At 60.1% G+C, this 23,507-nt stretch carries 22 protein-coding genes; 13 read left to right on the top strand and 9 right to left on the bottom strand.

All coding sequences use genetic code 11. The features are described 5' to 3' along the window. Nucleotides 1-9: 9 nt before the first annotated feature. The 6 genes from glgC to AC0L7L_RS04140 all read left to right on the top strand — a co-directional run bounded on the left by glgC (nucleotide 10) and on the right by AC0L7L_RS04140 (nucleotide 7,625). Complete coding sequence (glgC, locus tag AC0L7L_RS04165; RefSeq protein WP_473512248.1) at nucleotides 10-1,275, top strand: glucose-1-phosphate adenylyltransferase; 1,266 nt, start codon at nucleotides 10-12, stop codon at nucleotides 1,273-1,275. Nucleotides 1,276-1,278: 3 nt separating this feature from the next. Next, entirely contained in the window at nucleotides 1,279-2,730 is a 1,452-nt protein-coding gene (glgA, locus tag AC0L7L_RS04160; RefSeq protein WP_272210463.1) for a glycogen synthase GlgA, read from the top strand. Further along, nucleotides 2,727-4,355: an alpha-D-glucose phosphate-specific phosphoglucomutase gene (locus tag AC0L7L_RS04155; protein WP_473512243.1), complete on the top strand. Its 1,629-nt coding sequence runs from the start codon at nucleotides 2,727-2,729 to the stop codon at nucleotides 4,353-4,355. Before glgA ends, AC0L7L_RS04155 begins: the two co-directional genes overlap by 4 nt. A 5-nt stretch (nucleotides 4,356-4,360) precedes the next feature. Further along, entirely contained in the window at nucleotides 4,361-6,340 is a 1,980-nt protein-coding gene (gene glgX / locus AC0L7L_RS04150) for a glycogen debranching protein GlgX (RefSeq protein ID WP_473513768.1), read from the top strand. 47 nt (nucleotides 6,341-6,387) lie between these two features. Continuing rightward, nucleotides 6,388-6,876, top strand: a complete 489-nt coding sequence (locus AC0L7L_RS04145; protein ID WP_473512240.1) for a MaoC family dehydratase — start codon at nucleotides 6,388-6,390, stop codon at nucleotides 6,874-6,876. A gap of 158 nt (nucleotides 6,877-7,034) precedes the next feature. After that, the gene (locus AC0L7L_RS04140; RefSeq protein ID WP_272210459.1) at nucleotides 7,035-7,625 is read left to right on the top strand and encodes a hypothetical protein; all 591 of its coding nucleotides are present in this window, start codon (nucleotides 7,035-7,037) and stop codon (nucleotides 7,623-7,625) included. Between the two features lie 44 nt (nucleotides 7,626-7,669). On the opposite strand, the gene AC0L7L_RS04135 is transcribed toward AC0L7L_RS04140, so the two are convergent. The 5 genes from AC0L7L_RS04135 to AC0L7L_RS04115 are packed head-to-tail and all read right to left on the bottom strand — an operon-like array spanning nucleotide 7,670 to nucleotide 13,575. Further along, complete coding sequence (locus AC0L7L_RS04135; RefSeq protein ID WP_272210458.1) at nucleotides 7,670-8,224, bottom strand: sarcosine oxidase subunit gamma; 555 nt, start codon at nucleotides 8,222-8,224, stop codon at nucleotides 7,670-7,672. Continuing rightward, a complete protein-coding gene (locus AC0L7L_RS04130; RefSeq protein ID WP_473512234.1) occupies nucleotides 8,217-11,174 on the bottom strand; it encodes a sarcosine oxidase subunit alpha in 2,958 nt (985 codons plus the stop codon). The genes AC0L7L_RS04135 and AC0L7L_RS04130 overlap by 8 nt, the downstream gene beginning before the upstream one ends. Beyond that, nucleotides 11,171-11,473, bottom strand: a complete 303-nt coding sequence (locus tag AC0L7L_RS04125) for a sarcosine oxidase subunit delta (protein WP_272210454.1) — start codon at nucleotides 11,471-11,473, stop codon at nucleotides 11,171-11,173. Before AC0L7L_RS04125 ends, AC0L7L_RS04130 begins: the two co-directional genes overlap by 4 nt. Before the next feature lie 3 nt (nucleotides 11,474-11,476). Then, on the bottom strand, nucleotides 11,477-12,313 hold the full coding sequence (locus AC0L7L_RS04120; RefSeq protein WP_272210453.1) for an alpha/beta fold hydrolase: 837 nt from the start codon (nucleotides 12,311-12,313) through the stop codon (nucleotides 11,477-11,479). Nucleotides 12,314-12,321: 8 nt separating this feature from the next. Then, nucleotides 12,322-13,575, bottom strand: coding sequence for a sarcosine oxidase subunit beta family protein (locus AC0L7L_RS04115; RefSeq protein ID WP_272210452.1), 1,254 nt, complete (start codon nucleotides 13,573-13,575; stop codon nucleotides 12,322-12,324). 360 nt (nucleotides 13,576-13,935) lie between these two features. Between AC0L7L_RS04115 and rpsU the strand changes: the two genes are divergently transcribed. Both rpsU and AC0L7L_RS04105 read left to right on the top strand, forming a co-directional pair. Continuing rightward, complete coding sequence (gene rpsU, locus AC0L7L_RS04110) at nucleotides 13,936-14,148, top strand: 30S ribosomal protein S21 (RefSeq protein WP_272210451.1); 213 nt, start codon at nucleotides 13,936-13,938, stop codon at nucleotides 14,146-14,148. Between the two features lie 149 nt (nucleotides 14,149-14,297). Continuing rightward, nucleotides 14,298-15,158, top strand: a complete 861-nt coding sequence (locus AC0L7L_RS04105) for a tetratricopeptide repeat protein (protein WP_473512225.1) — start codon at nucleotides 14,298-14,300, stop codon at nucleotides 15,156-15,158. An 8-nt stretch (nucleotides 15,159-15,166) separates the two neighbouring features. Here AC0L7L_RS04105 and AC0L7L_RS04100 read toward each other — a convergent pair whose 3' ends face one another. Next, nucleotides 15,167-16,666, bottom strand: a complete 1,500-nt coding sequence (locus AC0L7L_RS04100; protein ID WP_473512223.1) for a TonB family protein — start codon at nucleotides 16,664-16,666, stop codon at nucleotides 15,167-15,169. A gap of 65 nt (nucleotides 16,667-16,731) precedes the next feature. Further along, the gene (locus AC0L7L_RS04095; RefSeq protein WP_473512219.1) at nucleotides 16,732-17,175 is read right to left on the bottom strand and encodes a hypothetical protein; all 444 of its coding nucleotides are present in this window, start codon (nucleotides 17,173-17,175) and stop codon (nucleotides 16,732-16,734) included. Nucleotides 17,176-17,364: 189 nt separating this feature from the next. On the opposite strand from AC0L7L_RS04095, the gene hemP reads away from it, so the two are divergent. From hemP to AC0L7L_RS04070, 5 genes are read left to right on the top strand one after another with little or no spacing between them, the layout of a single operon-like run. Continuing rightward, nucleotides 17,365-17,538, top strand: a complete 174-nt coding sequence (gene hemP, locus AC0L7L_RS04090) for a hemin uptake protein HemP (RefSeq protein WP_272210444.1) — start codon at nucleotides 17,365-17,367, stop codon at nucleotides 17,536-17,538. 9 nt (nucleotides 17,539-17,547) lie between these two features. After that, nucleotides 17,548-18,606: a hemin-degrading factor gene (locus AC0L7L_RS04085; protein WP_272210443.1), complete on the top strand. Its 1,059-nt coding sequence runs from the start codon at nucleotides 17,548-17,550 to the stop codon at nucleotides 18,604-18,606. Between the two features lie 9 nt (nucleotides 18,607-18,615). Continuing rightward, the gene (locus tag AC0L7L_RS04080; RefSeq protein ID WP_272210442.1) at nucleotides 18,616-19,497 is read left to right on the top strand and encodes a heme/hemin ABC transporter substrate-binding protein; all 882 of its coding nucleotides are present in this window, start codon (nucleotides 18,616-18,618) and stop codon (nucleotides 19,495-19,497) included. Nucleotides 19,498-19,504: 7 nt separating this feature from the next. Further along, nucleotides 19,505-20,605 carry a FecCD family ABC transporter permease gene (locus tag AC0L7L_RS04075; RefSeq protein WP_473512213.1) on the top strand — a complete coding sequence of 367 codons (1,101 nt, stop codon included), beginning with the start codon at nucleotides 19,505-19,507 and terminating at the stop codon, nucleotides 20,603-20,605. A 10-nt stretch (nucleotides 20,606-20,615) separates the two neighbouring features. After that, complete coding sequence (locus AC0L7L_RS04070; protein ID WP_473513766.1) at nucleotides 20,616-21,404, top strand: heme ABC transporter ATP-binding protein; 789 nt, start codon at nucleotides 20,616-20,618, stop codon at nucleotides 21,402-21,404. A gap of 18 nt (nucleotides 21,405-21,422) precedes the next feature. Here the strand turns inward: AC0L7L_RS04070 and rsmD are convergent, their stop codons facing one another. Together rsmD and AC0L7L_RS04060 are read right to left on the bottom strand one after the other, a co-directional pair. Next, a complete protein-coding gene (gene rsmD, locus AC0L7L_RS04065; RefSeq protein WP_473512209.1) occupies nucleotides 21,423-21,980 on the bottom strand; it encodes a 16S rRNA (guanine(966)-N(2))-methyltransferase RsmD in 558 nt (185 codons plus the stop codon). Beyond that, a complete protein-coding gene (locus AC0L7L_RS04060; RefSeq protein WP_272210439.1) occupies nucleotides 21,961-23,454 on the bottom strand; it encodes a pseudouridine synthase in 1,494 nt (497 codons plus the stop codon). The genes rsmD and AC0L7L_RS04060 overlap by 20 nt, the downstream gene beginning before the upstream one ends. Nucleotides 23,455-23,507 lie beyond the last annotated feature (53 nt).

Raw genomic sequence — 23,507 nt, 5'->3', positions numbered from 1 at the left:
GAGGGAAGGATGAATAATAGACGGATCGGATACCCCCTTTCGCGTGACGCCATGGCCTATGTACTGGCCGGGGGACGCGGAAGCCGCCTTAAAGAACTAACCGACACGCGCGCCAAGCCAGCGGTCTATTTTGGCGGCAAGACACGCATTATCGACTTTGCGCTTTCCAACGCGCTCAATTCCGGTATCCGGCGCATTGGCGTCGCCACCCAGTATAAGGCGCACTCGCTGATCCGCCACCTGCATCAGGGCTGGAATTTCTTCCGGCCGGAGCGAAACGAAAGTTTCGACGTGCTTCCCGCCTCCCAGCGCGTTTCCGAAACGCAGTGGTATGAAGGAACCGCGGACGCGGTCTACCAGAACATCGACATCATCGATTCCTATGGTCCGGAATACATGATCATTCTGGCTGGTGACCATATCTACAAGATGGATTACGAGGCGATGCTCCAGCAGCACGTCAACGAGGGCGCCGACATCACCATCGGTTGCCTCGAAGTGCCGGTGGAAGAAGCCAAGGGCTTCGGCGTGATGCATGTTGACGCCACCGACCGGATCGTCGATTTCGTCGAGAAGCCGGCCAATCCGCCAGGCATTCCCGGCAATGAGAGCATGGCGCTCGCGTCAATGGGTATTTACGTTTTCAATACCAAATTCCTGTTCGACTGCCTCTACCGCGATGCCGCCGACCCGACGTCGAGCCGCGACTTCGGCAAGGACATCGTTCCCTACATCGTCAAGAATGGCAAGGCGATGGCGCACCGCTTTTCCGAAAGCTGCGTGCGGTCAAGCTACGAAAAGGAATCCTACTGGCGTGATGTTGGTACGATCGATGCCTACTGGCAGGCCAATATCGATCTGACCGCTATCGTTCCGGAACTCGATATCTACGACAAGTCCTGGCCGATTTGGTCCTATTCCGAGGTCACGCCGCCGGCAAAATTCGTTCATGACGATGAAAACCGCCGTGGTTCGGCCATATCATCCGTGGTCTCGGGAGATTGCATCATCTCCGGCTCACAACTCTACAAGAGCCTGCTGTTCACCGGTGTGCGCGCGAATTCCTATTCCCGCCTCGAAGGTGCCGTCATTCTCCCCCATGTTCACATCGGACGCCATGCGCAACTGAAAAACGTTGTCATTGACCACGGTGTACATATTCCCGAAGGCCTTGTTGTCGGCGAGGATCCGGATGTTGATGCCCGCCGTTTCCGACGTTCGGAAAACGGCATTTGCCTGATTACACAGTCGATGATTGACAGATTGGATAGCTGAAAAATGAAGGTCCTTTCCGTTACGTCGGAAATCTACCCGCTGATCAAGACAGGTGGTCTGGCCGATGTGGCAGGCGCACTGCCGCTCGCTCTTGCCGGTCTTGGCATTGAAACCCGCACCATGATCCCCGGCTATCCGGCGGTCATGAAGGCGGTCGACGGGCATGCCGAAAAGGTTCACGAATTCGATGACCTTTTCGGCGAAAGGGCTACACTTTACGCGGCCAGTCACGAGGGCCTTGATCTCCTGATTCTCGATATACCGGCACTCTTCGGCCGTTTCGGAAATCCCTACAATTCAGCAACCGGGGAAGGCTATTCCGACAACTGGCGGCGCTTCGGCGCACTTTCGAAGGCGGCAGCGGACGTGGCTGCCGGCGTGATGCCGGGCTGGGAGCCAGACCTAGTCCATTGCCACGACTGGCAGGCTGCGATGACACCGGTTTTCATGCGCTACTCGGAGACACCGGAAAAACCGTCGATCCTGACCATTCACAACATCGCCTTCCAGGGCACCTTCGGACCTGACATTTTCCCCTGGCTCGGCCTGCCCGCCCACGCCCTGTCAGTTGATGGTGTTGAATATTACGGCAATGTCGGTTTTCTGAAAGGCGGGTTGCAGACGGCATGGGCGGTGACGACCGTCAGCCCGACCTATGCCCGCGAAATCCAAACCCCGATGTACGGCATGGGACTGGAAGGGTTGATTTCCGCCCGTGCCCACACGGTGCATGGCATCGTCAATGGTATCGATACAGATGTCTGGGACCCGACCGCGGACATGTCCCTCGCAAGCCGCTACACACCAAGCCGACTGAGACTGCGCCAGCCCAACCGACAGGTTTTGAGCGAACGCTTCGGCCTCGATGATGATGATTCCCCGATTTTCTGCGTGGTTTCACGCCTGACCTGGCAGAAAGGCATGGACCTGCTTGCCGAGGCCATCGGTCCACTTGTGGCCATGGGCGGCAAACTGGCAGTTCTGGGCACGGGCGAACACGATCTGGAAGAAGCCTTCCGCAATGCGGTGCGGCTATACCCCGGTCGCGTCGGAACGATTATCGGCTATGACGAAACGCTCTCGCACATTCAACAGGCCGGCGCCGATGTCATCGTCATCCCCTCGCGTTTCGAGCCCTGCGGCCTGACCCAGCTTTATGGCCTGCGCTACGGCTGCGTCCCACTCGTGGCCCGCACCGGCGGCCTTGCCGATACGGTGATTGATGCCAACCCGGCAGCCCTCGACATCAAGGCGGCCACCGGCATCCAGTTTTCGCCCGCTGAAACCTGGGCCCTGGTCCATGCACTGCGCCGCACGGTCAATCTTTTCAAAGACAAGAAAACCTGGATGCATATCCAAAAACAAGGCATGAAGAGCGACGTTTCATGGAAATCAAGCGCAAAACTTTATGCTGATTTATATTCAAGCCTTAATATGACGGTTCCCAAATCATGACGAAAACGATTGCTACCAAACCCTTTGCCGGACAGAAACCGGGCACCTCAGGCCTGCGCAAGAAAGTGCCGGAGTTCGCCCAGCCACACTACGCCGAGAACTTCATACAGTCGGTTTTCGACAGTCTTGAAGACTATCAGGGCAAGACACTGGTGATCGGCGGTGACGGGCGTTACCTCAACCGCGAAGTGATCCAGACCGCGATCAAGATGGCCGCTGCCAATGGTTTCGGAAAAGTGATGGTCGGTCAGGGCGGCATCCTGTCAACGCCGGCAGCCTCCAACATGATCCGCAAATATCAGGCCTTCGGCGGCATCATCCTGTCAGCCAGCCACAATCCCGGCGGCCCGAATGAGGATTTCGGGATCAAGTACAATACCGCCAATGGCGGTCCGGCGCCGGAACGCATTACCGATGCGATCTATGAGCGCACCAAGCTGATCGACCGCTACCGCATATCCGAAGCCGACGACGTGCCGCTTGATGCCATCGGCAGCTATCATGTCGACGATATGGAAGTTGAAGTCTTCGATCCGGTCGCCGACTACGCCGCACTGATGGAAGAGCTCTTCGATTTCGAGGCGATCCGCTCCTATATCGCTGGTGGCTTTCGGATTGCCTTCGATGCGATGAGCGCCGTGACAGGCCCCTATGCCAAGGAAATCATCGAAAACCAACTCGGCGCGCCCGAAGGCTCGGTGCGCAATTTCGTCCCGCTGGAGGATTTCGGCGGTCACCACCCGGACCCGAATCTGGTGCATGCCAAAGAGCTCTATGACGAAGTGATGAGTGCCGACGGTCCCGATTTCGGCGCTGCATCCGACGGCGACGGCGACCGCAACATGGTCGTCGGCAAGGGCATTTTCATCACCCCCTCCGACAGCCTTGCGATCCTTGCCGCCAACGCCCATCTAGCACCGGCCTACAAGATCGGCCTCGCCGGGATTGCGCGCTCCATGCCGACGAGCCAGGCCGCCGACCGCGTGGCTGAAAAACTCGGCATCGGCGCCTATGAAACGCCGACCGGCTGGAAGTTTTTCGGCAATCTTCTCGATGACGGCAAGGCCACGCTCTGCGGTGAAGAAAGCTTTGGAACAGGCTCCAACCATGTCCGTGAGAAAGACGGGCTGTGGGCAGTGCTGCTCTGGCTAAACGTTCTGGCCGTGCGCGGAGAGACCGCGTTCGACATCGTCAAGAAGCATTGGGCCGAATTTGGCCGCAACTACTATTCCCGCCACGACTATGAAGGCATCGAAACCGATGCGGCCAACGGCCTGATGGACGCGCTGCGTGAAAAGCTTGCCACCCTGCCCGGCACCAGTTTCGGCGATCTGACCGTGAAGGAGGCCGACGACTTTGCCTATCACGATCCGGTCGACGGTTCGGTCAGCAAGCATCAGGGCGTGCGCATCATGTTTGAAAGCGGTTCGCGCGTGGTCTTCAGGCTTTCGGGCACCGGCACTTCGGGAGCGACGCTGCGCGTCTATCTGGAACACTACGAGCCGGACCCGGCCCACCACGAGGAAGAAACGCAGAAAACGCTTGCCGGCCTGATTGCCTATGCCGAGCATATTGCCGGCATCAGGGAACATACCGGCCGAGATGCCCCGACTGTGATCACCTGAGCCTGCTGATGAACGACGCAACAGCAAAGCCCGGTGTGAGGGTTCTCGACCGGGGTGTCGAATTTTCCGTCTATTCGGAAAACGCGACTGGCGTGGAGCTTTGCCTGTTCGACGCAGATGGAACGGAGACCGCGCGCCTGCCAATGGCACATGAGCGCGGCAATCTCTTCCGCCTGCTGGTTGACGGCGCAAAACCCGGTCAGCGTTATGGCTACCGCGCCTTCGGTCGCTTTGACCCGATGGCTGGGCACTGGTTCGATTCCTCGAAACTTCTGGTCGACCCCTATGCACGGGAAATCGACAGCCCTTACCGCTATGATGCTCAGCTTGCGCGGCATGGCTCCGATACCAGCGCACTTGTGCCGAAAGGCGTTGTGGTTGCGGACCTTGGCGAAGAGCCGTCTCACGTGGACCTGCCCGAAGGCGGGTTCATCTATGAGGCAGGCATCAAATCGCTGACCACGCTCAACCCGCATATTCCGAAAAGCATTCGCGGCACGGTCGCAGCCCTTGGCCACCCGGCCCTGATCGAACACCTTCAAAAGATCGGCGTCGATGCAATCGAACTGATGCCGGTGACGGCCTGGATCGACGAGCGCCATCTTCAGCCGCTCGGCCTCACCAACGCCTGGGGCTACAACCCGGTCACCTTCATGGCGCCCGATCCGCGCCTTTGCCCGGGCGGCATTGCTGAATTGCGCGGAGCGGTCGCAGCACTCCACGAGGCCGGCATAGCCGTGATCCTCGATCTCGTCTTCAACCATACCGGCGAAAGCGACCAGTTCGGCGGTTCGCTCAGCTTTCGCGGGCTCGACAACCCGACCTATTACCGTTTGGCCGAAGACGATCCGTCGGTATTCATCAATGATACCGGCTGCGGCAACACCATTGCCTGCGATCATCCGATGGTCCGCCAGTATATCGTCGACAGCCTTCGGTTCTTCGTCACAGAGGCCGGTGTCGACGGCTTTCGCTTCGATCTGGCGCCGATACTCGGGCGCACGCGTCAGGGTTTCGATACCCATGCCGAAACACTGGAAGCGATCCTCGCCGATCCCGTACTGAAGGGACGGACGATGATCGCCGAGCCCTGGGATATCGGTCCGGGCGGCTATCAACTCGGCCATTTCCCGGCACCTTTTTTGGAATGGAACGACCGGGCGCGCGATGACCTGCGTAAATTCTGGCGCGGTGACGACTATATGACCGGCCGGCTCGCCGATGCGCTTTCAGGATCCTCGCATATTTTTTCCTTACGCGACCAGCATGTCACCCGCTCGGTCAATTTCATCGCTGCCCATGACGGTTTCTCGCTCCACGACGTGACCGCCTATGTCCACAAACACAATGGTCCCAATGGCGAGAGCAACCGGGACGGCCATGACGAAAACTACTCCTGGAACAATGGTGTCGAGGGCGATACCGACAATGAGGGTGCACTCGCCCGCCGCCGTCAGGACGTGAAGGCGCTGCTCGCTACGCTGTTTGGCAGCCGCGGCACCATCATGCTGAAGGCCGGCGATGAGGGCGGCATGACCCAACATGGCAACAACAATGCCTATTGCCAGGACAATGAGACGACCTGGATCGACTGGGACGCCATGGATAAAGAACTGGTAGCCTATACCGGCGAGCTTTCGGCGCTGCGCAAACAGTTTGCCGTCTTTTCCGGAACCGATTTCTTCACCGAAGACGACGTCACCTGGCTGCGCCCGGACGGCAATATCATGACGGTGGAGGACTGGGAAGCGGCCGGATGCGACAGTCTGAGCATTGTGTTCTCGACCGTCGAACGGGAGACCGGTGAACCGAACCAGCTGGCCATGCTCATCAACCGGAGCCAGGTGGACATGGTATTCCGGCTACCCGAACGCGATGATCACGGCTGGCACAACCTGACAGGCCAGAGCCGCGGCGCCGTCGAGATCGCGCTTGCACCGCGCTCGGTATCGTTTTATGCCGAAAAGCTGTCGAATGCCGGATAGCACTTGAACGAAAGCCTGGCGACAACCGGAAAACCTGAAAGAAGGCCATGGGCAAAGAGATTTCGCTTGCTGAAGTGCAGGACTACATCGGCCATGAAGTCGGTGTATCGCGCTGGTTCACAGTCGATCAGACGATGATAGACACCTTCGCCGACGCCACACTCGACCGCCAGTTTATCCATACCGACCCCGAACGCGCGCGCGAAGAGACACCTTTCGGCGGTACGATCGCGCATGGGTTCCTGACACTGTCTCTCCTTTCGGCCATGAACTACGATTGCGCCCCGCAGGTGCGCGAACAGACCATGGGCATCAATTTTGGCTTCGACAAGGTCCGGTTCGTCGCTCCGGTGAAGTGCGGCAAGCGCGTCCGCGGCCATTTCACCCTGAAGGAAGCCCGCTTCCGGGGCGCGGAACTTCTGGCGATCCATTACACCGTCAGCATTGAAGTTGAGGACGAGCGTAAACCGGCGCTGACTGCCGAATGGATCACGCTTGTCCAGTTCGCCGCCGAAGACCGACCGGAAACGGTTTGAACTGAGAGTCAAAACCTTCAGTCATATCGAATGCTGGTGCTTGTTTGCACCCTATGTCTTCGGCATTCTCGATCTGGGTGCCAAGGATACAGCCTATTGAGGGTGGCCAGTCAGAGATAGAGTTAGCAAAGACTCGATAACTTAAGTCGGCGATGCACTTGGAAATCAATGAAAATTTGAGTTATTTCAGGAAAGTAGTTTTGCAGACCAAAGAACGAAAAAGGGGCATTCCGATGATTCGTGCGACTGTAGCGGTTATTGTTGTCGTGCTTCTTTCTGCCTGTGTACCAGAGGGGACCTTGGAGAACATGGCAAAGGTAGGCGAGGTTTGGCAGCCCACTACCCGTTTCAGCACAACCGAAGTCGCTTATGCGAAAGGCCGTGGAGACAACACCATAATAGGACAGGTCTTCGTTGAAAACGAAGATGGAACCATAAAATACAAACGAGGCTTGAGAGTTTTCCTTGTTCCCAAAACTCCATTTTCTGAGGAGAGGCTTCATTACGAGGCGGATTACGATGGCGGTATATACATTGGGGCGCCACAAGCCTTTTATACCTCAATGCGATATAACAGGGCCGACCGATCAGGTTCGTTCAGCTTTAGCATGATTCCCGACGGCAAATATTATTTGTATGCCTCAACCAGCAAAATTGTTCGCGGTGAAAAGGTACCTGTAACGTTGACCACACCAGTTTCAGTCTCCGATGGAATGACTGTCGAACGTGACCTGTCTGATGAGCAATAAGGGCCCACGTTAATGTCCAAGATTTGCGGTGGATTTTAGGACACTCAGTAGGCAGTGTCCTTCGCTGCCTGGTCGAGAAGGCCGAAGACATAGGGTGCAAACGAGCGCCAGCACTCGATGCGAAACGTGTTCTCTTCCTTGCGGAAAAGCACGATCTCGGCCTTGCCGAGAACGGTACGCACGACCTTGCCGACGGGAAACCGGTCTGGCCTGAGGTCCTGCGGGCAAGCGGCATTGATCGCCGCCGCCGCTCCCGGACCTACAACCGTCACGGCAACGTTTCGGTGGGAGACGTCAACGGCGGAAAACGGCGCTTCGATGCCCTGAAGGCGCGGGATCATTTCCTCGCCATGCTCATTGATCACCAACCACTCATCCGGCCCGAGCCAGAAGGCATAGCCGCCGTCCGTCACCGAAGCAGAAAGCGGCGCACGCGGGAGTTCGATATCCAGCGCACCCGAAAGCGCGCCAAGTGCCTCTTCACCGGCCCTGACCGAAAGCCGGGTCGCATCACCGGCGATCACAAGCCGGGCAAGGCCGGAGCCGCCATAGGTGCCGGATAGCGGAGTTGTGCGTGTCGCAACGAGTTCCTCAACCATGGATGCGCGCTCCTTCCTTGTCGTAGAAAACGGTATCGACCACCTCGACGGCGATATTGCGGTCCGGCATCGGCACATAGAGCGTCTCACCCTTGAGTGCGTGCCCGTTCTTGACCACGGCCATGGCGATGCCGCTCTGAAGTGCCTCCGACCAGTAGGCCGACGTCACATGGCCGAGCATCGGCACCGGCTTGGCCGCATTCGGATCGGCAACGACCTGCGCGCCCTCCTCCAGCACCAGACGCGGATTGTTCTTGACCATCAGACCGACAAGCTGCTTGCGATCCTGGGCCACCAGATCCGGCCGTTTGAGCCCGCGAATGCCGACAAAATCGGTCTTTTTCTTAGACACCGCCCAGCCCATGCCGGCATCGAACGGCGTCACCGTGCCGTCGGTATCCTGTCCGACAACGATATAGCCCTTCTCGGCGCGTAACACATGCATGGTCTCGGTGCCGTAGGCGCAGCCGCCAAAGCTCTCTGCCCGCTCGAAAATACGCTTCCAGACCGACAGGCCGAAGTCGGCCGGCACATTGATCTCAAAGCCGAGTTCGCCGGTAAACGATACCCGGAAAAGCCGCGCCGGCACGCCGCAGACCGTGCATTCGGCAAGGCTCATATGCGTGAACGCATCCGCCGAAATATCCACGCCCTCGACAAAGGGCTCGATGATCTCGCGCGCTTTCGGCCCCTGCACGGCAATCACCGCCCATTGTTCGGTCGCAGACGTCAGCCAGACATTCAGATGCGGAAACTCGGTCTGCAGATAGTCTTCCATAAGGTTGAGGACGCGCGGCGCACCGCCGGTCGTCGTAGTCACATGGAAGCGATCATGAGCAAGCCGGCCAACCACGCCGTCGTCATAGATATAGCCGTCTTCGCGCAGCATCAGGCCATAGCGGCACTTGCCGGGTTTCAGCGTCGACCATGCGTTGGAATACATCAGGTTCATAAAGGCTTCGGCATCCGGTCCGACGACCTCGATTTTGCCAAGTGTCGAGGCATCGAAGACACCCGCGCTTTCGCGCACTGTCCGGCATTCGCGGTTGACCGCGTCGTGCTTGGTTTCGCCGGGCCTCGGGAAATACCAGGCCCGCTTCCAGTTGCCGACATCCTCAAACGCCGCACCGCGTTCTTCCGCCCATCCATTGATCGGCGTCTTGCGGGCGGGGTCGAAAAGCGGACCCCGTGAGTGGCCGATCAGTGTTCCAAAAGTGACCGGCGTGAACGGCTGACGGAAGGTGGTGAGCCCCACCTGCGGGATTGGCCGGTCGAGCATCTCGGCGGCAATCGCCAGACCGTGCATGTTGGAAAGCTTGCCCTGGTCGGATGCCATGCCATTGGTGGTAAACCGCTTGATATGCTCGATGGAGGCCATGCCCTCATGCACAGCCTGGCGGATATCCTTGGCGCAGACATCGTGCTGATAGTCGATGAAAGCGCGCGCGTGGCTGTCGGCGCTCTCATCCTCGCCCAGCATGCCACCGGTCCATTGACGGGCATTTTCCGCCGCAATATCGGCAACGCCGCCGCCTGCAGCCGCCGCCTCGCCGATGATGGCATGAATGGCATCGGTACCATTGCAGGCCCCGACGCAGACGGAATTCTGCGCATGGGTGCCGGGAACGAAACGCTGCTCATCCGCATCGAAGACCAGCTTGCCGCGCGACTGCGAAAACAGGTGCACGGACGGAGTCCAGCCCGCAGATGTGATCAGCGCGTCTATATCGAAACTGCGGGACTTGCCGCTTGCCTTGTCCTTCACTTTCATGGAGGAAATTCTGAGGCGCCCCTTGGTGCCGACGACCGCGTTGTTGGCGAGCACCTTGATGCCGAGTGCCTTGGCCTGCCCTGCCAGACCGTCTCCAGCCTCTGCCCGGCTGTCGACGATGACAGCCACATCGACACCGGCCTTCTTCAGATCGAACGCCGCCTCATAAGCGGAATCATGGGCGCAATAGACGCCAACCCGCTTGCCGAGGGCAACGCCGTAATGATTGAGGTAGGCACGCGCAGCAGAGGCCAGCATGATGCCCGGCCGGTCGTTTTGCGGGAAAACCATCGGCCGTTCGATGGCACCGGTGGCGAGAATCACCTCATCCGTCCGCAGCTGCCAGAGCCGCTCACGCGGACCGTTGGCCTTGGCGTTCGGCAAATGATCGGTGAGGCGTTCGCAAAGCGCGAGAAAATTGTGGTTGTAATAACCAAAGGCCGTGGTGCGCGGCAGGATGCGTACATTATCCATGCCCTCAAGCTCTGCCACGGCGGCAAGCGCCCAGTCATAGCCCGGCATGCCATTCACGGTGGTGCCGCTCTCATATTGAAGCGCACCGCCCGGCTCCGGCTTCTCATCACAGAGGATGACGTCCTTGCCGGCTTTGGCCGCAGAAAGGGCTGCCGTCAGCCCGGCGATACCGGCGCCGACCACCAGAACATCGCAATGTATATAGCGGCAGGCATAGGTGTCGGCATCTTCCTCCGTGGGCGCTACGCCAAGCCCGGCAGCCCTGCGAATCATCGGCTCATACAGCTTGTGCCAGGCAACGCGCGGCCACATGAAGGTCTTGTAGTAGAACCCGGCAATAAAGAACGGCGAGAGGAAATCATTGACCGCACCGGCATCGAAGGAAAGCGAGGGCCAGCGATTTTGCGAGGACGCCTTCATGCCGTCAAAGACTTCCTGAACCGGCCCGCGCACATTCGGCTGACGCCGCGCGCTATCGCGAGCGATATCGAAGAGTGCATTCGGCTCCTCGGAACCGGCCGTCAGAAACCCGCGCGGGCGGTGATACTTGTAGGAACGGCCGACCAGATGCACGCCATTGGCCAAAAGCGCGGAGGCAAGGGTGTCGCCCTCTAGCGCCGAATAGGTCTTGCCGTCGAAGGAAAAGCGGATGGTCTTGGCTGGCGTAAGCCGCCCCTTGCCCGCAATACGCAATCCACCGCTCATCGGCCTTCTCCCTCAAATTCGGCGCGGTCGGGCTTTGGCTCGCCGGTCTTGTAGGTCTTCAAAAACCGGTCAGAGACAGTATCGCGCACCGCATTGAAGAAACGCCCGCAACCATGGATGTGGCGCCAACGCTCGTAATGGATGCCCTTGGGATTGGTCCGCATGAAGAAATATTGCGCAAAGTCCTCGTCGGAAACCTCGGTGATATTTTCCGGACGGGCGATATGGGCCTCGCCGGCGCCGGCAAATTCCAGCTCGCTTCGCGCTTCGCCGCAATAGGGACAATGGATGAGCAGCATGGTCTAGTTCCCTTCCAGTTCGGGCAGGGTCTCGGGTAAGGTCATGATCAGGTCGAGCAGCGGACGCGGCGCCTCAAGTTGCGGCATGTGGCCCACGCCCTCAAGCGCGTGAAGCTGAACACCGATGGCACCGGCAAGCTGATGGCCGCGCGCGATCGGGATCCACGGGTCTTTCTCACCCCAGATGACAGTGACGGGGCATGCGATTGCCTTCAGCCTGTCGGCGAATTCGTCGGTGAAGCGGTCATCGGCCTGGGCGAACTGCTTGTAGAAACTCGCCTGTCCCTCCGGGGTCAGCCAGGGCGAGGCCAGTTCATGCAGCTCGTGCTCGTCGAGTTCACTCACCAGCGCGCCACGAATATAGGCCGAAACGATGGCCGAATGGATATGCGGCGGCAACGGCGTGAAAGCGTCAATATGGCGGCTGACATGATCGAAGAATTCCGAGCCCCAGGGGCTGACAGCAACGACATTCATCAACAGCAGGTCGGTATAGGCGACATCATGCAGGAGGTTGGCGCGCAGCGTCACCGCGCCGCCGAAATCATGGGCGAAGACGCTCGGCCGGTCGAGCGCCCAGAATTCCAGCATTTCCTTGAACACAAGGCCCTGCACATCAAGACCGGTCGCCTGCCCGGCATCCTTCGCCGAGCGACCGAAACCCGGCATATCATACCAGTAGACCGTGTAGGCCTTCGACAGGGGCAGGATAAGCCGGTGCCAGGAAAACGACGACCACGGCCAGCCATGGGCAAGCACCAGCGGCGGCCCGCTGCCGGCCGAGCCCCAGGCAACGGCCCCGGCGCTGGTTTCTGTCTTGTTGTTGACGTTCCAGAGCATGGCGGGCCTCAATGCGCGACGGCGGCAGCAGCAGCCTCGTCGATCAGGCGGCCGGTGCGATAGCGATCAAGTGTCAGGCCCGCAGCCAGCTTGTGGGGTTCGCCCTTGGCAATCAGATGGGCAAAGAGATGGGCCGAACCCGGCGTCGCCTTGAAGCCTCCCGTGCCCCAGCCGCAATTGACGAACAGGCCCGGAACCGGGGTGATGCTCTGGATCGGCGAGCGGTCAGGCGTGTTATCGGTGATCCCGCCCCATTGCCGCATCATCTTGACCCGGCGGAAGATCGGGAACAGCTCGCAGATGGCATCGAGCGTGTGGGTGACGATCTGAAGCCCACCGGTCTGCGAATAGGAATTATACTGGTCGGTGCCAGCGCCGATGACGAGTTCGCCCTTGTCGGACTGGGAGATATAGGCGTGCACCGTGTTGGACATAACCACGCAGGGAAAGATCGGCTTCAGCGGCTCGGACACCAACGCCTGCAGCGGCTGACTTTCCAGCGGCAGACTGACATCGGCCATCGCCATCACCACCGAATTATGACCCGAAGCCGAAACGCCGATCTTCTTCGCGCCGATAAAGCCCTTCGAGGTTTCGACCCCGCTCACGGCGCCATCCGGCCCGCGGCGAATACCCTTGACCTCACAGTTTTGAATGATGTGAATGCCGCGGTCTGATGCCGCGCGGCCATAGCCCCAGACGACAGCGTCGTGGCGGGCCGTGCCAGCGCGCCTTTGCAATGCCGCGCCGTTAATCGGGTAACGTGCCGTCGCGGCAATATCGAGCGGCGGACAGTATTCTTTCGCAGCCTCAGGCGTCAGCCATTCATTGTCGATGCCATAAAGCCGGTTGGCATGGACATGACGCTTGAACGTCTGGCGGTCATGCTCGTTGTGCGACAGCATCATCACGCCACGCGGCGAATACATCACATTATAGTTAAGATCGAGCGCCAGGCCTTCCCAGAGTTTGAGGGAATGCTCGTAGATGTCCATGCTCTCGTCATAGAGATAATTGGAGCGCACGATCGTGGTGTTGCGGCCGGTATTGCCGCCGCCGATCCAGCCCTTTTCGATCACGGCGATATTGGTGATGCCGTGTTCCTTGGCAAGGTAATAGGCAGCGCCCATGCCATGACCGCCGCCGCCGATGATGATGACATCATATTCGGATTTCGGCTCCGGCGAGGTCCAGTGTTTTTCCCAGCCGCTGTGATGCCGCATAGCCTCGCGCGCCAAAGCGAAAACGGAATATTTGCGCATCTGAATGCTCCCTCCGACCGGGTTTGATCGTATTCGTTACCCTATACCAATCGCAAATCGGAAAGTGACGCAACGTCCTTTTTGCGACGCTTTTGCCACCTGCGTTCGACATCGTTTTTCTGAAGGCCTGGATGACCACAGTCACCCGGTCCTCAACGACAGGATTTTGACGCTTCAGCAGAGGGATGTTTCCGGACAATCGCCTGACATCATGGCCAAAGGGGCTGGACTAGCCGGCAAAAACCTGATATCCGCGACGCCAAATGTTGGGCCGAACCCGACGATGACAAGCAACAACGCCTGACGTGCAAGTATTTGCCAGGCCGAACGACACCAACGATTTTAAGGAACGGGATACACGTGCAAGTACTTGTCCGCGACAACAATGTCGACCAGGCTCTCCGCGCTTTGAAGAAAAAGATGCAGCGCGAAGGCATCTTCCGCGAAATGAAGATGCGTGATTTCTACGAGAAGCCCTCGCAGAAGCGCGCCCGCGAAAAGGCCGAAGCGATCCGCCGCGTTCGCAAGCTGGCCCGCAAGCGTGCCGTCCGCGAAGGTCTGGTTTCGCGCTGATTGTCGTTTTTTCGGCACATTGACCATGTTGTGATGGCGGGAGCGTAGGCCCCCGCCTTTTTATTTGCTAGATATTTACCTTGCGCCGGTAAAAACTCCGCGCGTCCGCAATTCGCTGCGCGCCGAATGACACGACATGAGGGACGGAAATGACAGAATTGACCGCTGGCACATTCATAACATGCACCGGCCGGACGCTGAGGACCGCGCTCTTGCTTGGTGCCGTCAGCCTGTTGGCAGCCTGTCAGAGTTCCCAGTCGATGAACCAGAATATCGTTTCGATCGATGCGGCCCAGGGATCCGAGCAGAACATCGCATCTCTTTCCAATGTGATCGCCGCCAACCCGAACGACCCCGAGGCCTATAATGTGCGCGGCGCGGCCTATGGTCGGGCGGGCGACGACCGACGCGCGATGGAAGATTTCAACAAGGCCGTCGCACTCAATCCGAATTATTATCAGGCCTATGCCAATCGTGCGCTGATCGAACGCAGCCTCGGCCGACAGATGGACGCTCTGAACGACTACAACAGGGCGCTACAGATCAACGCAAACTATGATGTCGCCTATATCGGACGCGGCAATCTCTACCGCGAATCCGGCCAGCAGAATGATGCTTTCAACGATTTCACACGCGCCATTCAGCTGAACACCACCGATCCGCGTGCCTACCACAATCGCGGCCTGATCTACCAGCAGCGCGGCCAGCAGGAACTGGCGATCGCAGATTTCACCAAGGCTATCTCGCTCTCGCCCAAATCCGCACAGCCCTATAACGGCCGTGGCGTTTCCTATCTGGCGCTCAACGACGACCAGAACGCCAAGGCCGATTTCGACAAAGCGCTGGCACTTGACCAGCAGAACGCCGAGAGCTGGGCCAATCTTGGCCTGATTTTCGAGCGGCAGGGCGATTTTACCAAGGCGGCCTCCTATTATCAGAAGGCCAAGCAGCTGAACCCGAACTATCAGCCGGCCCTGCAGGGCCTTCAGCGCACACTCGGCACCACGTAAGCGGTATTTTATCGGCGCAGATTGAGATTGATCGGCAGGCGGAATTTATGCCGTGTGCCGGCATAGCTCGCCGGGAACGAACCGAAGGGCCCTGCTGCACGGGCCCTTTGCAGCACGATCGCGTCGACGCTGCTGCTGCCCGACGAACGCACAAGAGACAATGATGCTATCCCCCCCGAACGGTTCAGGGTCAGGTTGACGATCACGGTTGCCTGCAGCGGTCCAAGCCCCCGGTAGGCCCGTTCGGTGGCAACCGCACGGCGCAGCCGCGACCCGACCTTTCCCGCATAATTCGCCATCGCGGCCGCACCATCGCCGGATGAACCGCTGCGCGCTTCCGCTGTCTGTGTTGCCCCGCGCTCAGATGTGCCGCTGACCAAGCCTTTGCGCGCATCGCGGTTGGATTGCCCTCCCGAACCGGCGGACTGGCGCTTTGCGGCTCTCGTCCGCTGGCGGGCGCGTTCGGCCTGCGCCTGCCGGGCCGCGACCTGATCGGCAGGAAGCGGCTCGGATTCCCATGGTGAGCGCTGCGGGATCGGCGGCGCGATATCATAGGCCAGCTCGGGATCGTCTTCCTGGGCGGTGATGGTCTCGGTCTGGGCGGCCTGCGCAGCAAGCCTATTTGTTTCTGGGGGCGCAGCAGCGTCTACCGCCTCAGAACGGGCAGCGTAAGCCATTTCCGGCGGCGGTGCTGCACTACTAGAAGCGGTCGGCGCTGCCGGGGGCACGCGATCAGGAACGACGGCCTCAGTCGGCGCAACCGCGAGCATTTCCGGTTCCGGGCGAGAAAGCGCTGCGACGGCTGCCGGTTCCGCTGTTTCCGTGGGTAATGCCTGAGCCGCCTCAACCGGCGGCGTCAACGCTTCTTCGGGCGCCGGTGTGGGCGCTGCAAGCGCTTTCGCAGGCACCTCGGTCGGCTGTGACTCGGATGTTTCCGGGCTCAAAGTCTCGGCTTCAGGACTGACCGCCTGCTCCACGGGCACCGGTTGCGCCTCGACTTCGGTCGGCTGCGCATCCTCGGCGCCACTTGCAGCCGCATCAACATCGCCGCTGCCGAGCATAACAACATTGACGACCACGCCGCCCTCTTCTTTCGCCGCTTCGGGAAGGACTCCGGAGACATGAAGCGCCATTGCAAAGGCGACGGTGTGAAAAAGAACCGACACCAGAACGGCCATCGGCAGGCGTTTTCCTGCCGACGGGTTCTGCGGGCCGCCGCTGATGCGCGGCAAAGTCACGCTGTCGAGACTTTCATCTTCAAGCGGCAGTTCAGGCGTGCCTTCTGCCGCTTCCTGCTCGGTGTCGATCGGCTTTTCAACGGACGCACCGGCTGCGGCCTTGAGCTCCAGCACAACGCGATCAAGATCGACAGGCACACGGCTTTCCGATGCAATCTCGGATGCGCTTGCGGACGCCGGCTCAGCACGGCGACGATCAGGCTTCACCGGCTCCGCATCGCGTACGCCACCCGGCAACCCCATCGCAAACATTGCCCTGTCATCCATCATCGGCGGCTTCGCTACAGCGTGTCTTATTGGTCTTGGCGCAGAATGCGCGGTGTCCTTTGGCGCAATTAGCCGTCGAAAGGAATTCCAGCCTTCGACCCGGTCTCAAGTGCGGCCATGCAGTCGACGCCGGCGCCATCGCAGACCTTTATATCGTTGAGCAGCAGGCCGCCCAACGCATCGCAGCCCGCGCCCGGCAGTTCGAACTGGCGAACCCGCATCTTGCCGGCGGGCAGAGACAGGAAATCGAGCATGGTCAGCCGGTCTACGATACCGTCCGTGTCAAACAGCGCGACTTCAGCCTGCAGGCTGTCGATCGTCTCCGACAGATCGTTTTCCACAAGGAAGGTCAGCTTGCAGCCGTTATCGGTCGTATCCAGTGCATTGAGCGAGATCGAAAGACCCGCCGGCTCCTTGGCCGGCATCGCGGCGGCACCGGTTGCGGCCTCCTGCGCCAGAAGTGGCTGCGACATGACAAAAAGCGCGACGGCGGCGCATGGGAAAATTCTCATTTCTCAAATCTCCGGCGGTTTCGGATCGGAATTGATCGGTAACGCAAGGGTTACCCGGTAGCGCGTCATCCTACCGCTCACTTTGCAAAACGTCTATTGCATGGATAGACAAAGGTGACTAATAGAGTCAACTTATAAAACCGGACTCTAAAGTTCAAGTTTTAAACACTAACAGACATATCAATCAGAATGAATGACGACAAGACGGCCGGACGGGCCGAAACGCAGATCAGAGAAAACGGCGCGCCGGTGCATGAAAGCGAGGCGCTCTTCAAAGGCGGCCATGAGATCATCATTCGTCACCAGGGCGCCGATTATCGCATGAAAATCACCCGCCAGGGCAAGCTTATTTTGAACAAGTAGACGAGACCGATGACCAAGACACCCGAAGAAATTCGCGCCTTCCGCCGTGACAATCCAAAAATGCGCGAGCGCGACATCGCCGCTCAGCTCGGCATCTCCGAGGCCGCCCTTGTTGCCGCAGAAACCGGCCTGACGGCAACGCGGATTTCGCCCGAACCTGCCCACCTTCTGGCCCATGCCGAGGGTTTCGGCGAGATCATGGCGCTGTCGCGCAATGAAAGCGCGGTCCACGAGAAGATCGGTGTTTTCGAAAACATCAGGAGCGGCAAGAAATCCGCAATCGTGCTCGGTGAGAATATCGATCTCAGGATTTTTCCGAGCCGCTGGATCCATGCCTTCGCCGTCACCAAGATGGATGCAGACGGCAATGAAAAGCTGAGCCTGCAATATTTCGATGCCAGCGGTGCGGCGGTTTTCAAACTGCACTGGCGCCCCGCATCCAACGTCGAGGCCTACCGTAACTTTGTCGAGACCCACAAGCTCGATGACGACAGTCAGACGATTACGACCGGCGAAATCACCGCCCATGATGCCGAGCATTCCCGTGATCCGCGCGCGGTCGATGTCGAGCTGTTGCGCGACCGTTGGAGCGCACTGACGGACACCCACCAGTTCTTCGGCATGCTCAGCGACCTCAAGGTTCATCGCCAGACGGCGATCTCGACGGTTGGCGATGACTACGCCTTCCGCCTTGCCGACGACGCCGTTGCGAACTTGCTTCACAAGGCCTCCGAGATCGAAGACCTGCCGATCATGGTGTTCGTCAACAATAACGGCATCGTGCAGATCCATTCGGGCCCGGTGAAGAAGATCGTCGAGATGGGACCGTGGATTAATGTCATGGACCCGAGCTTCCATCTGCATCTGCGCCGCGACCAGATTGCAGAGACATGGCTGGTCCGCAAACCCACGAGCGACGGCCATGTGACCTCGGTCGAGGCCTTCAATGCTGCGGGTGAGATGATCATCCAGTTCTTCGGCAAGCGTCTGGAAGGCTATGCCGAGCGCCCAGTCTGGCGCGATCTTGCCGAAAACCTGCCGCGCTACAGCGAAACCGCCGCCGCCTGAGGAGATATCATGAAGGCCATCTCATCCGCACTCGTTAAAGCGCTCCTCCTCGCCGGCATGCTGCTTGCCGGCGTCACCGCGGCCAAGGCTCTCGAACCGCTTGAGGATCCATCCCGTCTTGTCACCATTGGCGGTTCCGTAACCGAGATCGTCTATGCGCTCGGCGCAGGCGACAGCGTGATCGGGCGCGACACCACCAGCACCTACCCACCGGAAGCGCTGAGCCTCCCGGATATCGGCTATATGCGTCAGCTCTCGCCGGAAGGCATTCTGTCGGTCAATCCGTCGGCGATCATCACTATCGAGGGTGCCGGACCGCCGGAAACCATGGAGGTTATGACCACCGCCAATGTGGATCTGGCTTTCGTTCCCGAAGACTATAGCCGCGACGGCATTCTCGAAAAGGTCGCGATGATCGGCACGCTGCTTGGCCGCGAAGATGACGCGAAGCAGCTTGCCGATGAAATTACAGCCGAGCTCGATCCGGTTCTGGCCGAAAACGCTGCCCGCGCGCCTGACGAGAGGAAAAGTGCGATCTTCATTCTCAGCCTGCGCGGCGGCAAGGTGATGGGTTCGGGCACCGGCACGGCCGCCAACGGTGTGATCGAGGCGGCTGGTCTTGAAAACGCCTTCGGTGACTTTGAGGGTTACAAGACGCTTTCCGACGAGGCTGTGATCGAGGCCGCGCCCGATGTCATTTTGCTGATGGATGGTGCTGCCGGCAATCACGTACCGACCAATGAGGATGTTGCCGGACAGCCTGCCCTTGCGCTCACGCCCGCCGGTGAATCCATGGCGATCTACAGGATCGACCCGGTCGGCATGATGAATTTCGGCCCGCGCTTTGGGGAAAACCTGGCGGCGCTGACGACGGAAATCTACGGGGATTGATTCGGGCATGGTGGTGATCGACACACTGACCTCGGCCGGACGACGGCTGAACTGGCGGGAAAGCGGCGACCGTTCCTCGGTTGCGGTGTTCACCATACTGGTGCTCGCCGTGGCCTCGGTCTTTGCTGTTCTGATTTCTGTGGCCAACGGCGCCTCGGATGCCTCCGTCTTCGATGTCGGCCGCGCAATACTCACCGGAAACGCGGATGATGCGCTGGCCGCGCGTGACCGCATCATCGTCTTCGATATCCGCTTGCCGCGTGCCATGATGGGCTTTCTGGTGGGCGCATCGCTTGCCGTCTGCGGCACGGCAATGCAGGGCCTGTTCCGCAACCCGCTCGCCGATCCGGGCCTCGTCGGGGTTTCTGCGGGTGCCAGTCTCGGCGCGGTGGTGATGATTGTGCTTGGCGGAACAATCGCCGCACCGATCACCAATCTTATGGGCTTTTACGCGCTGCCTGCCGCCGCGTTTGTCGGCGCTCTGGCTACAACGCTGACGCTCTACCGCATTTCGACCCGTCACGGGCAAACCTCGGTCGCGACCATGCTGCTTGCCGGTATCGCGCTGGCAGCCCTTGCCGGTGCGGCCACCGGTTTCCTCGTCTATCTCGCCAATGACCAGCAATTGCGTGACCTGACATTCTGGTCGATGGGCTCGCTGGCCGGTGCCACTTGGCCCAAGATCTGGGCCATCACGCCGATCATGCTGGCAGCTTTTGCGGTGCTTCCGTTCATGGCGCGCGGCCTCAACGCCATCACGCTCGGCGAGGCGACGGCCTATCACATCGGCATTCCGGTCCAACGATTGAAGAACATCACCATTATTGCCGTCGCAGCGGCCACCGGTGCGGGCGTCGCCGTTTCCGGCGGCATCGGTTTTGTCGGCATCGTGGTGCCGCACCTTCTACGACTCGTCATCGGCCCGGATCATCGCTATCTGCTCCCGGCGTCAGCCCTTCTCGGCGGCGCGCTTCTGGTGCTGGCCGATCTTTTTGCCCGCACCATCGTTGCGCCCGCCGAACTGCCGATCGGCATCATCACCGCAATCGCAGGCGGCCCGTTCTTCCTGTGGATCCTGCTGAAAAACCGCTCGCGCCTGAACCTGTGACAACATGACCATGATCTCGACCAACCGGATTACCGTGGCGCTTTCCGGACGCCCGGTCCTGAACGATGTTTCGCTTGAGGCGCATGCCGGCGAACTGACCGCCATTTGCGGGCCGAACGGCTCCGGCAAGACGACAACACTAAAGGCGATAGCGGGTGATCTGAAGCCGGATACAGGCAGCGTCGCCATCAATGGCACCAACATCGCGGCTCTTCATCCCTGGCAGCTTGCGGAGGTGCGCGGGGTGCTGCCGCAGGCCTCGAACCTCGCCTTCCCCTTCACCGTCACCGAAGTGCTGCGCATGGGGCTTTCGGGCCGCAGTCACCGGGATGGCAATAAAGACCGCCAGACCATGGCGCGGGCACTCAAAGCCGTCGATCTCAACGGCTTCGAAGGTCGCTTTTATCAGGAGCTTTCAGGTGGGGAGCAGCAGCGCGTCCAGCTTGCCCGCGTGCTGTGCCAGATCGAGGCACCAATTGCCGAAGGTGCGCCACGCTGGCTGCTGCTGGATGAGCCCGTGGCAAGCCTCGACATTCTCCACCAGCTTGCCATCATGCGCTTGGCACAAGGCTTCTGCCGAGCCGGCGGCGGTGTGATTTCGGTGATGCACGACCTTAACCTGACGGCGCTGTTCGCAGACCGGATCGTGCTGATGAAAAACGGTGAGGTCGCAGCTTCAGGAACACCGAAGCAGGTGCTGACCGATGACAATCTCTACGCCGTTTTCGGCGCCCGGCTTTCGGTCAATCAGACACCTGCCGACGACACGACCTTCGTCCTGCCGCACAGCGCGCTTTGATCGGAAAATCTAGCTGACCTATGGCTGATAGCGAAGGAAATGCATCCGCGTATCGCCAAATTCCCGCTCTTCCAGCATGACAAAGCCTGCCGGAAGCGTCAGCGTGACGTCTGCGGCTTCCTCCAGAATAACGAGGGCACCCGGTTTCAACCAACCGCCCTCACCCGCCGCAGCAAGCGCCTTTTCGCCAAGTCCCTTGCCATAGGGCGGATCCGCGAACAGCAGGTCATAAGGCTCAATCCGTCCGACGCTTCCAAGTCTGGTGGCATCGCGGCGCATGATTCGGGCGCGCCCTGCCAGACCGAGCGCCTCGATGTTGGCCCAGAGCAGGCCGCGCCCTTCAACGCTGTTTTCAACGAAAAGCGCCGCACGCGCGCCCCGCGACAGGGCTTCAAGGCCGACCGCGCCGGTGCCCGCAAAAAGCTCCAGCAGGCGCGCGCCCTCGACCGCATCGGGATAGCCATGCGCGAGAATGTTGAACAGGCTTTCGCGGGTACGATCCGTTGTCGGCCTGATATCAGTGGACTTGGGCGCGTTGAGCGCCCGTCCGCGAAATTCACCGCCGACGATCCGCATTGCCCCTCGGCCCCTTGCCTGCACCACCACGTGGCCTGTCGCCGCCCGGCTTGTCCCGGCTGCCGCGGCTGTCACTGTCAGGACGTCCACCGCGCTTGTTATCGCCTGAAGGACGGGCGCCGGCGGGGCGGCCTTCACTGCGCGAACGGTTGTCTCCGCCTGGCCGCTTCGGCCCGGAGAAACGCTTGCCCTCACTTGCACCTTCGCCGGCTTCGGCGCGCGGCTTGCGCGGCCCCTTGGCAGCGCTTGCCCCCGGTTTTCCGGCAAAAGGTTTGCCCTTGCCACCGGTGGGCCGTGGTTTACGCGGGGCGTCGCCATCGAGCCTCGGCCGGCCATCACGGCGGGCGTCACGTCGTTCGTCTTCGCGCGCCTTGTCTTCGGCCTTCTTCTTGGCCTTCGGGCCGAGCGGACGGGCGCCCGGCGCCATCCAGACATTCGTCGACCGGTTTCGCGTCACGATGTCCTTGAAGGTCTTTTCGTCGTCGCCCTTGCGCTTGGTGTCGAGGCGGTCACGGCCACGTTCGGCCCGCTCGCCGCGATCCAGCTTGTCCTTGCGCGGTGCGCGTTTCGGCGCTTCCGGCTGTTGTTCCGGTTTTGCAACCGCGGCCTCGCCGTCGTTGTAGATCGGCGCGTCAAAATTGGCGCCGGCCTCCTCGATCAGGCGCGGCCCGAGCTGATCGCGCAGTGTGCGGCCACGCACCTCCAGCGCATTGCCCTCAGGCAGTTCGCCAAGCTGGAAAGGCCCGTAGGAAATGCGGATCAGACGTGAAACCTCGAGACCGAGCGCGCCGAGCACATTCTTGATCTCCCGGTTCTTGCCTTCGCGCAGCCCTATGGTGATCCACACATTGGAACCCTGCTCACGGTCAAGCGTGGCATCGATAGCGCCATAGAGCACGCCGTCAACGGCAATGCCATCCTTCAGCTTGTCGAGGTCCGCCTGCGCGATCCGGCCATGGGCGCGCACGCGGTAGCGGCGCAGCCAGCCGGTCGCGGGAAGTTCAAGCACGCGCGCCAGCCCGCCGTCATTGGTCAAAAGCAGAAGGCCTTCGGTGTTGATGTCAAGGCGACCGATAGAGACAACCCGCGGCAGCTCCTTCGGCAGCTTTTCAAACACCGTTGCCCGGCCCTCGGGGTCGGAATTGGTGGTCACCAGACCGGCAGGCTTGTGGTAAATCCACAGCCGTGTACGCTCGATGCCACGGATTTCCTCGTCATCGACCTCAATACGATCGGAAAGCGTGACGTTAAGCGCGGGGCTCTCCAGCGTCTTGCCGTTGACCTTCACGCGCCCGTCGAGGATCATCCGCTCGGCATCGCGCCTGGAAGCCACGCCGGCCCGCGCGAGAAGCTTCGCAATCCGTTCCGGCGCACGCTCCTCGGCGTCAACCGCCGGAGCATCTTTGCCGGCAGCGGGTGCGGGCTTGCCTGAGGGCTTTCCGCCGCGTTTGGGGAATTTGTCTTTCTGGGTCATTTCGCTTTGCCTGTTGATCCCGATCCTCTATCAGGACAGGAAGAATTGGTTAA

It is taken from the genome of Martelella sp. K41-7 (genome assembly GCF_055808365.1).
The sequence above is the reverse complement of the archived record's forward strand: the minus strand, read 5'-3'. Positions and strand labels throughout refer to the sequence as shown.

Excerpts from the sequence above, each read along its gene's own strand:
- glgA (WP_272210463.1), top strand. The coding sequence starts at position 1,279 with ATGAAGGTCCTTTCCGTTACGTCGGAAATCTACCCGCTGATCAAGACA.
- AC0L7L_RS04085 (WP_272210443.1), top strand. The coding sequence starts at position 17,548 with ATGACCAAGACACCCGAAGAAATTCGCGCCTTCCGCCGTGACAATCCA.
- rsmD (WP_473512209.1), bottom strand. The coding sequence starts at position 21,980 with ATGCGGATCGTCGGCGGTGAATTTCGCGGACGGGCGCTCAACGCGCCC.
- AC0L7L_RS04095 (WP_473512219.1), bottom strand. The coding sequence starts at position 17,175 with ATGAGAATTTTCCCATGCGCCGCCGTCGCGCTTTTTGTCATGTCGCAG.
- AC0L7L_RS04155 (WP_473512243.1), top strand. The coding sequence starts at position 2,727 with ATGACGAAAACGATTGCTACCAAACCCTTTGCCGGACAGAAACCGGGC.
- AC0L7L_RS04100 (WP_473512223.1), bottom strand. The coding sequence starts at position 16,666 with ATGATGGATGACAGGGCAATGTTTGCGATGGGGTTGCCGGGTGGCGTA.
- AC0L7L_RS04070 (WP_473513766.1), top strand. The coding sequence starts at position 20,616 with ATGATCTCGACCAACCGGATTACCGTGGCGCTTTCCGGACGCCCGGTC.
- AC0L7L_RS04145 (WP_473512240.1), top strand. The coding sequence starts at position 6,388 with ATGGGCAAAGAGATTTCGCTTGCTGAAGTGCAGGACTACATCGGCCAT.
- glgC (WP_473512248.1), top strand. The coding sequence starts at position 10 with ATGAATAATAGACGGATCGGATACCCCCTTTCGCGTGACGCCATGGCC.
- AC0L7L_RS04060 (WP_272210439.1), bottom strand. The coding sequence starts at position 23,454 with ATGACCCAGAAAGACAAATTCCCCAAACGCGGCGGAAAGCCCTCAGGC.
- AC0L7L_RS04135 (WP_272210458.1), bottom strand. The coding sequence starts at position 8,224 with ATGGTTGAGGAACTCGTTGCGACACGCACAACTCCGCTATCCGGCACC.
- AC0L7L_RS04105 (WP_473512225.1), top strand. The coding sequence starts at position 14,298 with ATGACAGAATTGACCGCTGGCACATTCATAACATGCACCGGCCGGACG.
- AC0L7L_RS04125 (WP_272210454.1), bottom strand. The coding sequence starts at position 11,473 with ATGCTGCTCATCCATTGTCCCTATTGCGGCGAAGCGCGAAGCGAGCTG.
- AC0L7L_RS04115 (WP_272210452.1), bottom strand. The coding sequence starts at position 13,575 with ATGCGCAAATATTCCGTTTTCGCTTTGGCGCGCGAGGCTATGCGGCAT.
- AC0L7L_RS04075 (WP_473512213.1), top strand. The coding sequence starts at position 19,505 with ATGGTGGTGATCGACACACTGACCTCGGCCGGACGACGGCTGAACTGG.
- AC0L7L_RS04080 (WP_272210442.1), top strand. The coding sequence starts at position 18,616 with ATGAAGGCCATCTCATCCGCACTCGTTAAAGCGCTCCTCCTCGCCGGC.
- AC0L7L_RS04120 (WP_272210453.1), bottom strand. The coding sequence starts at position 12,313 with ATGCTCTGGAACGTCAACAACAAGACAGAAACCAGCGCCGGGGCCGTT.
- AC0L7L_RS04130 (WP_473512234.1), bottom strand. The coding sequence starts at position 11,174 with ATGAGCGGTGGATTGCGTATTGCGGGCAAGGGGCGGCTTACGCCAGCC.
- hemP (WP_272210444.1), top strand. The coding sequence starts at position 17,365 with ATGAATGACGACAAGACGGCCGGACGGGCCGAAACGCAGATCAGAGAA.